The sequence below is a fragment of the Microlunatus spumicola genome (genome assembly GCF_039536445.1).
Taxonomy (GTDB): Bacteria; Actinomycetota; Actinomycetes; order Propionibacteriales; family Propionibacteriaceae; genus Microlunatus; species Microlunatus spumicola.
Window position 1 is genome coordinate 488,083 of sequence record NZ_BAAAYR010000001.1, and the last position, 13,910, is coordinate 501,992.

General features: G+C 70.7%; 11 protein-coding genes, 2 pseudogenes and 1 riboswitch. Of the genes and pseudogenes, 8 read left to right on the forward strand and 5 right to left on the reverse strand.

What is annotated here, in order from left to right:
• Positions 1–42: 42 nt before the first annotated feature.
• From ABD665_RS02220 to ABD665_RS02240, 5 genes are all read left to right on the forward strand, one after another.
• Positions 43–1,290, forward strand: a complete 1,248-nt coding sequence (locus ABD665_RS02220; RefSeq protein WP_204912435.1) for a benzoate/H(+) symporter BenE family transporter — start codon at positions 43–45, stop codon at positions 1,288–1,290.
• Between the two features lie 104 nt (positions 1,291–1,394).
• The gene (locus tag ABD665_RS02225) at positions 1,395–2,333 is read left to right on the forward strand and encodes an alpha/beta fold hydrolase (RefSeq protein ID WP_204912434.1); all 939 of its coding nucleotides are present in this window, start codon (positions 1,395–1,397) and stop codon (positions 2,331–2,333) included.
• Positions 2,334–2,479: 146 nt separating this feature from the next.
• Positions 2,480–3,724, forward strand: a complete 1,245-nt coding sequence (locus tag ABD665_RS02230; protein WP_204912433.1) for a sensor domain-containing protein — start codon at positions 2,480–2,482, stop codon at positions 3,722–3,724.
• Positions 3,725–3,728: 4 nt separating this feature from the next.
• Positions 3,729–4,373, forward strand: coding sequence for a response regulator (locus ABD665_RS02235; RefSeq protein WP_204912432.1), 645 nt, complete (start codon positions 3,729–3,731; stop codon positions 4,371–4,373).
• Positions 4,374–4,691: 318 nt separating this feature from the next.
• A complete protein-coding gene (locus ABD665_RS02240) occupies positions 4,692–6,365 on the forward strand; it encodes a ribonuclease J (RefSeq protein ID WP_344740890.1) in 1,674 nt (557 codons plus the stop codon).
• A 111-nt stretch (positions 6,366–6,476) separates the two neighbouring features.
• Here the strand turns inward: ABD665_RS02240 and ABD665_RS02245 are convergent, their stop codons facing one another.
• Together ABD665_RS02245 and ABD665_RS02250 are read right to left on the reverse strand one after the other, a co-directional pair.
• Positions 6,477–6,791, reverse strand: coding sequence for an SMR family transporter (locus tag ABD665_RS02245; RefSeq protein WP_204912431.1), 315 nt, complete (start codon positions 6,789–6,791; stop codon positions 6,477–6,479).
• A gap of 10 nt (positions 6,792–6,801) precedes the next feature.
• Positions 6,802–6,866, reverse strand: a riboswitch (guanidine-III (ykkC-III) riboswitch).
• A gap of 170 nt (positions 6,867–7,036) precedes the next feature.
• Positions 7,037–7,375 (reverse strand): annotated as a pseudogene (locus ABD665_RS02250) (DsbA family oxidoreductase); the annotation flags it as partial.
• A 50-nt stretch (positions 7,376–7,425) separates the two neighbouring features.
• On the opposite strand from ABD665_RS02250, the gene ABD665_RS02255 reads away from it, so the two are divergent.
• Positions 7,426–8,874 (forward strand): GDSL-type esterase/lipase family protein, encoded by a 1,449-nt coding sequence (locus ABD665_RS02255; protein ID WP_204912430.1) that lies wholly within the window; start codon positions 7,426–7,428, stop codon positions 8,872–8,874.
• 28 nt (positions 8,875–8,902) lie between these two features.
• On the opposite strand, the gene ABD665_RS02260 is transcribed toward ABD665_RS02255, so the two are convergent.
• Complete coding sequence (locus tag ABD665_RS02260) at positions 8,903–9,886, reverse strand: AraC family transcriptional regulator (protein WP_344741898.1); 984 nt, start codon at positions 9,884–9,886, stop codon at positions 8,903–8,905.
• Between the two features lie 40 nt (positions 9,887–9,926).
• On the opposite strand from ABD665_RS02260, the gene ABD665_RS02265 reads away from it, so the two are divergent.
• Positions 9,927–10,661, forward strand: a complete 735-nt coding sequence (locus tag ABD665_RS02265) for an SDR family NAD(P)-dependent oxidoreductase (protein WP_204912429.1) — start codon at positions 9,927–9,929, stop codon at positions 10,659–10,661.
• A 560-nt stretch (positions 10,662–11,221) separates the two neighbouring features.
• On the opposite strand, the pseudogene ABD665_RS02270 reads toward ABD665_RS02265, so the two are convergent.
• Positions 11,222–11,887, reverse strand: a pseudogene (locus ABD665_RS02270) (NADPH-dependent F420 reductase); the annotation flags it as partial.
• Positions 11,888–12,129: 242 nt separating this feature from the next.
• Complete coding sequence (locus ABD665_RS02275; protein WP_204912427.1) at positions 12,130–13,353, reverse strand: MFS transporter; 1,224 nt, start codon at positions 13,351–13,353, stop codon at positions 12,130–12,132.
• 63 nt (positions 13,354–13,416) lie between these two features.
• On the opposite strand from ABD665_RS02275, the gene ABD665_RS02280 reads away from it, so the two are divergent.
• The gene (locus ABD665_RS02280) at positions 13,417–13,791 is read left to right on the forward strand and encodes a MerR family transcriptional regulator (protein ID WP_204912426.1); all 375 of its coding nucleotides are present in this window, start codon (positions 13,417–13,419) and stop codon (positions 13,789–13,791) included.
• Positions 13,792–13,910: the final 119 nt, after the last annotated feature.

A 13,910-nucleotide genomic window follows, 5' to 3' on the forward strand; every position in this document is an offset into this window, starting at 1 on the left:
CCAGGCTATCGTTCTGTTTACAGAACGATGAAGGAGGCGCAGATGTCCGACCACCTCCGTCCGGTGGTGGCCGGGCTGGTGACCGCCCTGGTGGGCTCGACCAGCTCGTTCGCCGTCGTGCTCTCCGGGCTCCGCGCCGTCGGTGCGTCTCCGGCGCAGGCCGCGTCGGGCCTGCTGGCGCTCTTCCTCACGATGGGCCTGGCGACCGTGGTCGTCTCGGCGCGGACCCGGCTGCCGATCACCTTCGCCTGGTCGACGCCGGGAGCAGCGCTGCTCGTCGGCACCGGAGGGGTCGTCGGCGGCTGGCCGGCGGCGATCGGGGCGTTCCTGGTCACGGGCCTGCTGATCACGGCCACGGCGGTCTGGCCCGGGCTGGGTCGGCTGATCACCCGCATCCCGGCCCCCGTCGCCCAGGCCATGCTCGCGGGGGTGCTGCTCTCGTTGTGCCTGGCCCCGGCCCGGGCCGCCGTCGCGACCCCGCTGCTCGTGCTGCCCGTGGTCGCGGTCTGGCTCGTCCTGCTGCGACTGGCCCCCCGCTGGGCGGTGCCGGCGGCGTTCGCCGTGGTGGTCGCGATCGTCGTCGTGGCCACCGCCGGCCTGCCCGGCGACCGCGAGCTGCTGCCCACGCCGGTCTGGACGACCCCGACGTGGAGCACCCAGGCCTTGATCGGGCTCGCCCTCCCGCTCTACGTCGTCACCATGGCCTCGCAGAACGTCCCGGGCGTCGCCGTGCTCGCCTCGTTCGGCTACCGGACGCCGTGGCGCCCGGCGATGGCGGTCACCGGGGTGAGCACGTTGCTGGGCGCCCCGTTCGGCGGGCACGCCGTCAACCTGGCCGCGATCAGCGCCGCGCTGTCGGCGTCGCCCGACGTGCACCCGGACCCGCAGCGGCGCTGGGTGGCCGCGCAGACCACGGGGTGGGCGTACGTCGTGCTCGGCCTGGTCTCGACCGGTCTGGTGCAGCTGGTCGCGCTGGCGCCCGCGGGGCTGGTGGAGACGGCCGCCGGGCTCGCGCTGCTGCCGACCCTCGCCGCCTCCCTGGCGGGTGCGCTCACGGGAGCGGAGCACCGGATCCCTGCGGTGGCGACGTTCCTCGTGGCCGCCGGCGGCACCAGCGTGCTGGGGATCGGACCCGCGTTCTGGGCCCTCGTCGTCGGCCTCGTGGCGTGGTGGGTCGTCGCCGCCCGCCGCACGCCGGCACCTCGTCGAGCGCTTCCGGCGACGGCGGGCACCGGGACAGCTGATCCTGCCGGACGCCGGCTCGCGGGCGTCGATCGACGAGGAGCGTGACCACGCCAGCTTCGTGACGGGCACCGGCGCGGGGGAGAACCCCCGGCCCACCCGGGTGGTTAGCAGGATCGATCGGCACGGCCTGCTCGCCAAGACTGTTGATCATGATCACACCGAAGAAGATGCCCTCCCGGCGCCGGTCCGCCCTCGCCCTCCTCCTGCCCGCCGCGCTGATCGGAGCGCTCGCCGCCTGCGGCGCGCCAGAGGGGTCGAACCCGCCGACCTCGACCTCTCCGGCTCCGGCAGCCCCGACGACCGCGGCGGACCCGGGCCCGGTCCCCTCGGCCGGTCTGCACCTGATCGACAGGGACGGGCGCCGACTGGCCTTCCACGTCACCCCCGGCACTTCTCCCACCATCGTGCTCGACGCCGGCGGCGGCGAGGACAGCTCCTCCTGGGACTCTCTGGTCCCTCGGCTGTCACGGGCGACCGGTTCGCGCGTCATCACGTACGACCGGGCCGGCATGGGCGCGAGCGACGAGGTCCCGGGTGCGTGGGACCCGCAGGCCGCGGCGGGCGACCTGCAGGCCGGCCTGCGCGAGCTCGGGGTCACCCGTGACGTGGTCCTGGTGTCGCACTCCCAGGCAGGAGAGGTGACCACCTACTTCACCCGCGCGAACCCGGGCGTGCTCGCCGGGTCGGTGCTCGTGGACGCGAACGTGCCGCCGTTCTTCACCGACGACGAGGTCCGGCGCCTCGTCGCGCTCACGACCCCGCAGATCGAGGAGCTCGAGAAGCAGCCGTCCACGAAGGCGAACCGCCAGCTCATCGCCACCGCCGACGGCTTCGGCCCCACGCACCAGGCGTACCACCGGGTCGCCTGGCCGGACGACGTCCCCGTCACGTACGTGGTGTCGGAGAAGACGCCGTTCGACGGGTCGCCCCAGGACGCCCGGCGCTGGCGCGACGCGGCCGCCGCGTTCGTCGGCGACGGACCCCGCCGGACCCTCGTGACGGCCCGGGGGAGCTCGCACGACATCCCGCGGGACGCACCCGCCGTGGTGCTCGAGGAGGTCGAGAAGATGACGGCCGCCGCCCGGTGACCGCCGCCGTACGTCAGCCGTCGGAGGCACCGCGCAGGGGGGATAACCCCCCGACGAAGACGCCCGGCAGCCCCGTGCCGCGGACGGCCGCGAGAGACGACGGTTGGACCATGACGCAACCAAGCACCGTGACCGACAATGACCGCGTGGGTCTCCTTCCCGACGCAGGCCGCCGCTTCGCGGTCCTCGTCGGCATCTTCGCTCTCCAGCTGGCCGCCTTCGTCGTCTGCGTGGTCCTGCTCAGCCTGGGCGCGGGGACGGCCGTCCTCGTGGTCGGGTTCCTCGTCCTCGCGGCCGGCCTGCTGGCTGCGGGCTGGGCCGCCCGGATGCAGCGGCTCCTGCTCGCCCACGCCGGGGTCGACCTGCCCCCGACCCTCCCCAGCGCACCCGCCCCCGGCTGGCGCGGACGGTTGCGCCCGCTCACCCGCCCGCAGTCCTGGCGCGACCTGCTGCACGTGCTGGTCGCCTTCCCCGTCTCGATCGTCACCTTCGCGCTCGCGGTCACGTGGGTCGTCGGCGGGCTGGGCGGGGCCACCTTCTGGCTGTGGAGCCGCGCGCTGCCGGGCGACAGCCAAGGGCTGATGGCTCTGCTCGGCCACCCCGGCCGGTTCGCGGAGGTCGCCTTCAACACCGTGACGGGCGTGGTCCTCCTCCTCACCGCGCCCGTCGTCCTCCGCGGCCTCGTCGGGCTCCACGCGGCGATCGCCACCGCTCTGCTGGTCGACGAGACGCCCGAGCTGCGCGAGCGGGTGACGGCCCTCACCGAGAGCCGTACGGCGGCGGGCCAGGCCGAGGCCCACACCCTGCGGAGGCTCGAGCGCGACCTGCACGACGGACCCCAGCAGCGCCTGGTCCGGCTGGGCATGGACATCGCCGCGGCCGGCCGCCGCCTGGAGACCGACCCGGGCGGCGCCCGGACCCTGCTCGACGAGGCGCTGCAGCAGTCCCAGGACGCCCTGGCCGAGATCCGCAACCTCTCCCGGGGCATCGCGCCCCCCATCCTCGACGAGCAGGGTCTGGCGGCCGCCGTCACCGCGCTCGCGGCGCGGGGCTCCGTGCCGACGACCGTCGACGTCGATCCCGTCCGGCTGTCCGGGCCGGCCCGGCACGCGGCCTACTTCGTGGTCGCCGAGGCCCTGACGAACGTCGAGAAGCACAGCGGCGCCACCCGCGCCGCCGTCGAGGTCCGGCCGGTCGACCAGGGCTGGGGCCCGGCCGTCGCCGTGATCGTGAGCGACGACGGGCTGGGAGGCGCCTCGACCGCTCGCGGCCACGGCCTCGCCGGGCTGGCCGACCGCCTCACCGGGGTCGACGGGACGCTCGCCATCACCTCACCCGCGGGCGGACCGACCCAGCTCACCGCCGTGCTCCCGCAGCAGGCGCAGGACTGACCCGGTGCGCGTGGTGCTCGCGGACGACTCCGTCCTGCTGCGCGAGGGGCTCGCCCGGCTGCTGGCAGAGGCCGGCTGCGAGGTGCTCGCCGCGGTCGGCGACGCCCCCACGCTGCTGGAGGCCGTCCGCGTGCACCGGCCGGACGCCGCGGTCGTGGACATCCGGATGCCGCCCGGCATGACCGACGACGGGCTGCGGGCTGCCGTTGCGGCGCGGGCCCAGCAGCCCGGCCTCGCCGTGCTCATGCTGTCGGCGTACGTCGAGCTGTCGTACGCGGACGTGCTGCTGTCCGATGGCCGCGGCGGCGTCGGCTACCTGCTCAAGGACCGGGTGGCGTCCCTCGACGTCCTGGTCGACGCGCTCCGGACGATCGTCGCCGGCGGCAGCGTGCTCGACCCCGAGGTCGTCGCCCAGCTGCTGGTCTCCCGGCGCGCCGACCCGCTCGACCGGCTGACCCGGCGTGAGCGGGAGGTGCTCGCGCTGATGGCGGAGGGGCGCAGCAACGCCGCCATCGCGGCGAGCCTGGTCGTCAGCGGCGGGGCGGTGGAGAAGCACATCTCGAACATCTTCACCAAGATCGACCTGACCGAGGACGGGACGGACAACCGCCGCGTGCTCGCGGTGCTCGCCTGGCTCCGGTCGCGCTGACCCGGCGACTCGCCGGCGGCCGCGACGGTGGCGGAGCCGTCGCTGGTCGTCGAGCCCGCGCGGCGTACGCCCTGGCGGTCCACCCGGAGGCCCTGGCCTGCACCGCTCGAGGGGGTGCTGGACGTCGAGCTCGAGAGGTCCCGACCCGGCAGGTGACCGGTGTTCCCGACGGCAGGACGGCCAGCACTATCCTGGAGGCCTTGCCCAACGGCTCCGTGGCCTGCGCACGAGGACACGTAGAACCCTGTCGCGCACGAGGCTCGACACCGGGGCACCAGCTGACTCGATCCATCAGACCACCGAGAAGAAGGCTTCACCTTGACCCCACCTGCGTCCAGCACCGCTCTGCCCGACCTCGACCGCGCGGGACTCCGCGTCGTCGCCTTCGGCGGTCTGGGGGAGATCGGCCGCAACATGACGGTCCTGGAGTACCGGGGCCGGCTGCTGGTCATCGACTGCGGGGTGCTCTTCCCCGAGGAGCACCAGCCGGGGATCGACGTGATCCTGCCCGACTTCACCTGGATCCGGGACCGTCTCGACCGGGTCGCGGCGATCGTCCTCACGCACGGCCACGAGGACCACATCGGTGGCGTTCCCTACCTGCTACGCGAACGGCCCAGCATCCCCGTGGTGGGGTCCCGCCTGACCCTGGCCTTCGTCAAGGCGAAGCTCGAGGAGTTCCGCATCCGTCCCAATACCATCGAGGTCGAGGCGGGGCGCAGGATCGACCTGGACACGTTCGACTGCGAGTTCGTCGCCGTCAACCACTCGATCCCCGACGGCCTGGCCGTGGCGGTGCGGACCGACGCGGGGATGCTGCTGCACACCGGCGACTTCAAGATGGACCAGTTCCCCCTCGACGGTCGGATCACCGACCTGCGGGCCTTCGCCCGCCTGGGCGAGGAGGGGGTCGCGCTCTTCCTCACCGACTCCACCAACGCCGAGGTCCCGGGCTTCACCACGTCCGAGCGCGAGCTCACGCCCGCCATCGAGACGGTCTTCCGGACCGCGCCGAAGCGGATCATCGTGTCCAGCTTCGCCAGCCACGTGCACCGCATCCAGCAGGTCCTCGACGCGGCGCAGGCCAGCGGGCGCAAGGTGGCCTTCGTCGGGCGGTCCATGGTCCGCAACATGGGCATCGCGCGTGACCTCGGCTACCTGACCATCCCCGACGGTCTCGTCGTGGACCTCAAGCAGCTCGACCGGCTGCCCGACCGTCGGGTGACCCTGATCTGCACCGGGTCGCAGGGCGAGCCGATGGCGGCGCTGGCCCGCATGGCCAACCGCGACCACATGGTCCGCGTCGGTGAGGGCGACACCGTGCTGCTGGCCAGCTCCCTCATCCCGGGCAACGAGTCGGCCATCTACCGCCTGATCAACGGGCTGTCGCGGCTCGGCGCGAACGTCGTGCACACCGGGAACGCCAAGGTCCACGTGTCCGGGCACGCCAGCGCCGGCGAGCTCGTCTACTGCTACAACATCGTGAAGCCGGCCAACGTGATGCCCGTGCACGGCGAGTGGCGCCACCTGCAGGCCAACGCCGCCCTGGCGGAGCGCACCGGCGTCCCGCACGACCGGATCCTGGTGGGGGAGGACGGCATGGTGGTCGACCTCGTCGCCGGGCGTGCCTCGATCGTCGGCAAGGTCCCTGCCCAGCACATCTACGTCGACGGCCAGACCGTCGGCGGGGCCACCGAGGCCTCCTTGGCCGACCGGCGGACCCTTGCGCAGGAGGGAGCCGTGACGGTCGTCGGGATCGTCGAGCTCCGCACCGGACGGCTCGCCGAGGACCTGGACTTCATCGTGCACGGCTTCACCCAGGACCCGTCCGACTTCCACGACGTCACCCCGGCCGTGCGCACCACCCTCCGCAAGGCCGGACCGCTGACCCAGGAGGACGCCGAGGGCATCGTCCGCGACACGGTCTCCCGCTGGATCAACAAGCGGTTCCGTCGGACGCCCCTGGTGATCCCGGTCGTCGTCGAGGAGTGACCGCGGGCGCCCTGCTCGCCTGACAGGACGTCGCGTCGAGCGTCGCCATGGTGCACGGCAACCATCGGACGGTTGCCGTGCGGCGTCGTACCTGGCGCGTACGGGTCGGGATCAGTGGAGCACCTTGAGCCCGATGACGCAGCCGACGATCCCGGCCAGCAGGAGGACCTTCACCAGCGACGCGGCCTCCTCGCCGGTGACCATCGCGTAGGTGACCGTGAGGACGGCGCCGACGCCGACCCAGACGGCGTAGGCGGTGCCCACCGGCAGCGACCGCATCGCGTACCCCAGCCCGGCCATGCTGCAGGCCAAAGCGACGAAGAACACGGCGCTCGGCGCGAGCCGGGACAGCCCCTCGGACTTGCCCAGGGCGGTCGCCCAGACGGCCTCCAGCACCCCGGAGACAACGAGAACGAACCAGGACATGACGTCTCCTCGAAGGCCGTCTTGTCGCGTGCCGGGTACAGCTCCCTCGTCCGGGGCCCTCTCACAGGCCTGGGCACAACGGTGTCACGCCTCCACGCCGGCGGCAACTCAGCCCGACGAGGATGCCGTCCACGTGTCGAACCAGGCTCGGCATACGCCCGGTCCTGCTCGGCGCGGGCCTGCCGGAGCACCTCGGCGAACGCAGCACGCTCCTGAGCCCCGGACACGCTGTACTTCCCGTCGATCACGAAGAACGGCACCCCCTGGATGCCGTACGCCGCCGCCTGGGCGACGTCGGCCTTCACGTCGGCGAGGAACGTCTCCGCCTCGAGTGCCGTGATCACCTCGGCCCGGTCGAGCCCGATCTCGGCGGCGAGGTCCGCAAGGTTGTCGACGCGCCCGACGTGGCGTCCCTCGATGAAGTACGCCTTCAGGAGGCGCTCCTTCATGTCGAGCTGGCGACCCTTGCTCTTCGCGAGGTGGATCAGCTCGTGCGCTTTCACCGTGTTGGTCTGGTGGACGTGCGGAGCGACACCGATCCGCTCGAAACGGGCACGAGCCGAGCTCGGCCCTGCTAGCGTCACCGAACTCTCGTGGGGAGCAGCAAACAGCGCAACTTCTGAAGGCGAACACCGTGTCCGATCATCTCCTCGCGCGGACGAAGAGCACGAGCAAGAACGTCGCGCACGTTCTCGCCCTCGGTCTGCTCCTGGCCCTTCTCGGCCCCACGCCGGCAAGAGCCGCCTCGCCCGCTCTCGTCCTCCCGCAGCACCCGAAGGTGCTGCTGCTCGGCGACTCCTACACGAAGGGGATCGGTGCGACCAGCAGGTCGAAGGGCTACGCCAACCTGATCGCCGAACCACTCGGCTGGGAGCTGACGATCGACGGGAAGTCGGGGACCGGCTACATGGACCCCTCGGGCGACGGCGCCGACACCTACGCCGAACGGATGTGGCAGCGCGCACACAGCCTCGACGACGCCCCGTACGACCTCGTGGTGATCCAGGGCAGCTCGAACGACCGGAAGTACACCAAGGCCGAGGTGGCGGGAAGGATCAACCTGACCATCCGCACGAGCAGGAGATTCTGGCCGCAGGCGCAGATCATCCTGATGGGCCCGACGAACCCGTGGGCCAACGTCGCGGAGTACGCCATGGTCGACGAGAAGCTCAAGGCGGCTGCTGCCGCGAACGGCATCCCCTTCATCGACCCGATGGGGGAGCAGTGGTTCGTCCCGGGGGACGGCGTGCGCTACGCGAACCCGGAGAACGGCCACCCCAACGACGCCGGTCACGAGCTGATGGCCCGTTGGTTCGTCGCGGACGTGAAGAAGCTCTCCGGCGGACGCTCGCACTCCTACTGGTCGATCACGCACGACTCCGGGGTCGCCGATCGCGGTGACGACATCACCTGGGCGGTCCTGGACCACAAGATCATCGCCACGACGCCCGACGAGGTCGTGGTGCCGTTCGTGTACACGTGCGGCACCCAGGCCGACCCGAAGAGCGTGCGGTACGACCCGGCCGTGTTCCAGACCGTCTACGCCGACCAGAGCGCGGCCGCGTTCACGGACGTGGAGGACACCGACGAGGGCGACTTCCCGACCTTCACCTGCGACGGCACCCAGCACGTCACCGAGGTCGCCCTCGAGAAGCAGGAGGGCGACGGCTTCGAGCACGGCAACATCGAGGTCGGCCTGATCGCGGCCGACGCCGCTCCGAAGGCGGAGCCGACGTTCGAGCACGCGACCATCGGTCACGACCAGCTCCACGACCCCCGGGCGGAGGTCGCGGTCACGGTGAACGCCACACCGGAGTCGACCGCGGCCGGCTCGATCATCACCGTCAAGGGCACGGTGAAGCGCGACGGCAAGGCCTACAAGGGCAAGGACGCGACCCTGTACTTCCAGACCAGGGCGGGCGAGCCGGCCGTCAAGATCGGCAGCGCCACCGTCAGCAGCAAGGGCAGGCTGTCGACCAAGGTGACCGTGACCGGGCCTGGGACCTACTTCTGGACGACGACCTCGACCAGCAAGACCCAGGCCGGCGCCACCTTGCGCGGCGACTACGCGGCCGCAGCCTGAAGGCTTCGGACGCGGGTGCGCTTGGGGCTCAACGGTCGTCCGCGGTCGACGGAGCGGTCCGGTCGCGGAACTGCTTGGGAGACGCGCCGGCCACGCGGCGGAAGGCGGTGCTGAAGGCGCTCTCGGACTCGTAGCCGGTGGCCAGGGCGAGCTCGGAGATCGACCGGGTGTTCCGGCGCAGGGCGTCACGGGCCAGGCTCATCCGCCACTGGATCAGGTAGTCCAGAGGTGCGGTACCGACCTGCTTCTTGAAGGAGGCCGCGAACGCGGATCGTGACATGTGGGCGATGTGGGCGAGCTCGCCGACGGTCCAGCGGTGGGCGATGTCGGCGTGCATGGCGCGCAACGCGGCACCGATGTCGTCGTCGTTGATCGCGCCCAGCCAGCCGGCGGGATGGTCGCTCTGCTCGGCGAAGGCGCGCAGCGCCTGCACGAACAGGATCTGGACGAGATGGTCCAGGACCAGTGAGCTGCCGACGGCCTTGTTCTCGACCTCGGCGACCAGAAGCTTGCTGACGCTCGCGAGCAGCTCGTTCCGTGGGTCAGCGGCCTGGACGTGCACGAGGGGCGGAAGGACGTCGAGCAGGATGCCGCCGTTCGAGTCGTCGAACCAGAAGGTCCCACCGCACAGGTACGTGTCCTCGTCGCCCTCCGGCCCGATCCGTACCGCGCCGTCGGCGCCGCCGTCCCACAGCTCCTCCGCCATCAGTGGTTCCACGGTGAGATCGCTGGCCAGCGCGTAGCCCGGGGGGTTGACCAGGAGATAGATGTCGCCCTGCCGGAGGTGCACCGGTTCGTGGCCGTCGAGGGCGAGCCAGCAGTCGCCCTGCTCGACGCCTCCGATCTTCACGTATCCGAACGCCTCGAACCGCACCGCCCAGCGGCCGGCCGCGTGGAACCCAGGGTCGGCCACCGTGCGGGGCCGCAGCAGGGCAACAGCAGTAGCGATCGGGTCGCTGGAGGCGAGAGAAGCGTTCCGGCTGGACGATCCGTAAGAAGAGCTGGACGACACGTTATGGATCGTACGTAAGCGCGAGGGCAGCATCGACACCATGACCACGACCAAGCAGACAGCACTGATCACCGGCGCCAACAAGGGCATCGGCTTCGAGACAGCACGACAGCTGGCCCATCAGGGCTTCACCGTCTGGATCGGCAGCCGCGACCAGGCGCGTGGCGAAGCGGCCGTGAAGGAGCTGTCCGTCGACGGGGACGTCCGGATCGTCGGCCTCGACGTGACCGACGCCGACAGCGTGCAGGCCGCGGCGGCTCACGTCGGCGACGCGACCGGCCCGTTGGACGTGCTGATCAACAACGCCGGCATCGCGCTCGGGGCGGAAGACGGGCCGCCCAGCACCATCGGCCTGGACACGATCCGGCGGACGTCGGACGTGAACTTCTACGGGGTGCTGCGGGTCACCCAGGCGTTCCTGCCGCTGGTGCGGCAGGCCCCGGCCGGGCGCATCGTGAACGTGAGCAGCACGAGCGGGTCGATCACCGCCCTGGTGGACCCCGAGAGCCCGTTGGCGCAGTTCCCTCTGTCGGTCGCCTACTCGTCCTCGAAGACCTTCCTCAACGCGCTCACCGCGTCGTTCGCGGTCGAGCTCCGGGGCACGCCCATCAAGATCAACTCGGTCTGCCCGGGGTTCAACGAGACCGACATCAACGGCAACACGGGTACCCAGCACCCGTCCGAGGGCGCCAAGATCGTCGTGCGTGCCGCCAGGCTCCCGGCCGACGGGCCCAGCGGTACGTTCTTCGACGAGCACGGGGTCGTGGGCTGGTGACCCGGAAAGGTCGCTCGAGTGCTTGTCAGCAGCACACGCTCGGATGACAGTGTGCGTGCAACGGGATCCGATGACCTGTGTCGATCACGTTGTCAGCAGGCGGATTCGGTGTCGCACGAGTTGTCAGCAGCCGGATGATCTTGGTTCCCGGATCGTCGTCCTGAACCACAGCTGACTTGCACAGAGCGCGAATCGGAAGCTAGCCATGGGGGAGTGCTCCCCACTGCCTGTAGAGATCGCGCGAGGAGTGCAGCTCTGTGGCGCGCGGCGGGGAGGGAGCAGGTTGGTGCCACCGCTGGACGGACTCCTTCCGGGACCTCATGAACCGACCGCGTGCCGGGTCCCACTCTCGTCGTCTCGTGCAGGTTCATCAACGACGGGTTGCGCAGCCTGGTCTGACTCGCGCGGTGCCCGGAGGTCGCGAGAGAGGCTTCTGCTGCGGGCAGCGCTGACGTTGTGCCGACACTCGGTCCAGCGTTGTTCGATGTACGCGATGAGCCTCGACATAGCCAGAGCCAGAGCCTGTCGTGCGCTTGGCCAGCCACAGGGGGCTGGTGTTGTTACATGGCGCGACGTCGGCGGGCTTGGGAGAGGTGAGCTGCGAGCTCGGGGGCGGTGTCGTAGACGTCCCATCCGGGTGTGTCGCGCTGCAGGCGCCAGCCCTCGGCCAACTCTCCTGCGTCGAGGGGGTCGAAGCCCCAGGTGTCGATCAGGGCAGCGACCTCGCCGCGAGCCTTCGGGTCGTCGCCGAAGACAGCAAGTGCGCGCCGCTCCGGATCACCGTTCGCCTTGTTGTCGGTGTTGAGCTGCGGCGCGTAGATGTGGTTGAAGGCTTTGATCACCCGCGAGGTCGGGAGCTTCTCCGCCAACAGCTCGCTGGACGTCGTTGATTCGTCGACGAGCTCAGCGATGACGCCGTCGCGTTGTGGCGAGTAGTTGTTGACGTCGACCACGATCTTGCCGGCCAGACCAGACACCGGCAGGGTGTCGAGTGCCGACCAGGGCGTGGCCACGAAGATGATGTCGCTGGAGCGGGCCACGTCCTCGCGGGTCCCCGCTCTCGCTCGGGCGCCGAGACGGTCCACGAGGCCGGCGAGGCTCTCCGGGCCGCGGGAGTTGCTCAGCACGACCGTGTGGCCGTGCCGGACGGCCAGCTCGGCGATGTTGCTGCCGATGTGGCCGGCCCCGATGATCCCGATGACCTGCATGACTGCTCCTCGACCTTCTCTTCGATCAGTGGTGGAACTGTTTGCTGCTAGGCGCGTTGGCGCGTTCGGTTGTGGGCGTGTCTCGCCTTCTCGCCTTCTCGCCTTCTCGCCTTCGTCCGGTGCACTGTCCGACCGCGCGGGGTCTTTGGCGAGCGGGACCGGTCTCTACCGTGAATCGACGAGCCGTCGCGCTGGTTGACCAGACCCTGCGTTGCGGTCGGTGCGGAATCGCCGACCGACACCCTGGCCCTCGACCGACGTCACGGGGCCGGCTGCCGTGTTGCTCGGCGCTGCAGTGTCGGGAAGGCATGCGTGCGGGCGGAGAGCGCGATGCCCAGGCTCACCGTCAACAGCCCCGCGGGTACCCATGCCAGCGCGGTTGGCCCCGCACGGCTGAGCAGGATGCCGCCGAGTATGGCGCCCGCTCCGATACCGAGATTCCACGTGGTGACGATCATGGACTGGATCACGTCGACGACGTCGTCGCCGCCCGCCTCGGCGGCGGCGGTCTGCAGCAGCGGCGCTGCTCCTCCAAAGGCGAACCCCCAGGCCGCTACCGCCACGTACACGACCCAGGCGAGCCCGCTGAACACGGCCAGCGTCGTAGCCGCGACGGTGAACAGCACGATAGAGCCCAGGACGAGCGGTCGCAGGTGCCGGTCGATGAGGACGCCGGTGAGCCAGATGCTGATCAATGAGCTGACGCCGAAGGCAAGTAGCACGGTGTCGACACGGCTGCCGGGTCTGGTGCCGGCCAAGAACGGGGCCATGTAGGTGTAGAGCACGTTGTGCGCCAGCACGAACGCGAGGGCCGTAGCGAGTACCGGCACCACTCCGGGGCGCGCGATGGCGCCAGCTAGAGACGCCCGGCCTTGGCGGGCCTGGCCGGGTCGATCGGGGACACCAGCGACGACCCACGCGATCAGCAGGAGCGTGAGGGCGCTGATCGCCCCGAGCGTCCAGCGCCACCCCACCAGGCCGGCAGCGAAGGTCCCGACGGGAACGCCGACCGACAGCGCCACCGGAGTGCCTGCCAAGGCGATGGCCGTGGCACGGCCGCGTTGCTCGGGGCGGACGAGGCGCTGGGCGTACCCGGCCATCAACGACCACAACATCCCAGCCGCTACGCCGTTGACGAAACGGGCCGACATCGTCAGCGAGTAGCCCGTCGAGAAGGCCACCACGGTATTGGTCAGCACGAAACCGGCCAGTGCGGTCAGCAGGACCCGCCGTCGATTCCAACCCACACTCGCCGCGGTCAGGGGTACTGCGCCGAGAACCGACCCCACCGCATAGATCGTCACGATTTGGCCTGCCGCCGCTTCGGAGACACTCAGGCTTCGACTCACAGCGGGCAGGATTCCCGCCGGCAACGCTTCGGTCATGATCGCCAGGAAGGCAGCCGAGCTCAACGCCAGGAGCGGCCCGATCGGCAGACGGGGCGCAGGCGGGGCCTGGGGCACGTCAACGGAAGTTTGCGTCACCCTACGATCATCAAGATTGACATCAGTGTGAACGTCAAATCCGAGCCTGTGAAGGGGACGACCGTGCAGATCGGAGAGCTGTCTCGACGTACGCAAACACCCACGCGGCTGCTGCGCTACTACGAAGAGCAGGGACTGCTGGTTCCGGACCGCCTACCCAACGGGTACCGGGACTACGACGACGAGGACGAGAACCGCGTCCGTCAGGTCCGGGGGCTACTCGAGGCAGGCGTGTCCACTCGAGTGATCGGCCAGATCATCCCCTGCCTAGCCCCTCGAGGCCTACTCGTCCCCTACGCATGCGCAGAGACCTACGCAGCACTGGTCGAGCAACGCGACCGGCTCAACAACAAGATCAACGACCTGACACGCCACCGCGACGCCATCGATGACTACCTCCACGACGTGCGCTCCTCCGAACTGCCGGTGTCTCCCTGACAGCGTCAAGTCGAGCCCGGCACACCAGGGGGAGGGCGAGAGCGGACGGGACGTCCGCTGGGGTGTCCTCAGTCCAGCGGGATCGCGCCAACGCGCGGGACCGGCAGCGGCAGCGGCAG

Bases quoted from the DNA above. Each gene is read 5' to 3' on its own strand.
- ABD665_RS02220 (WP_204912435.1), top strand. From the start codon at position 43: ATGTCCGACCACCTCCGTCCGGTGGTGGCCGGGCTGGTGACCGCCCTG.
- ABD665_RS02225 (WP_204912434.1), top strand. From the start codon at position 1,395: ATGATCACACCGAAGAAGATGCCCTCCCGGCGCCGGTCCGCCCTCGCC.
- ABD665_RS02245 (WP_204912431.1), bottom strand. From the start codon at position 6,791: ATGTCCTGGTTCGTTCTCGTTGTCTCCGGGGTGCTGGAGGCCGTCTGG.
- ABD665_RS02265 (WP_204912429.1), top strand. From the start codon at position 9,927: ATGACCACGACCAAGCAGACAGCACTGATCACCGGCGCCAACAAGGGC.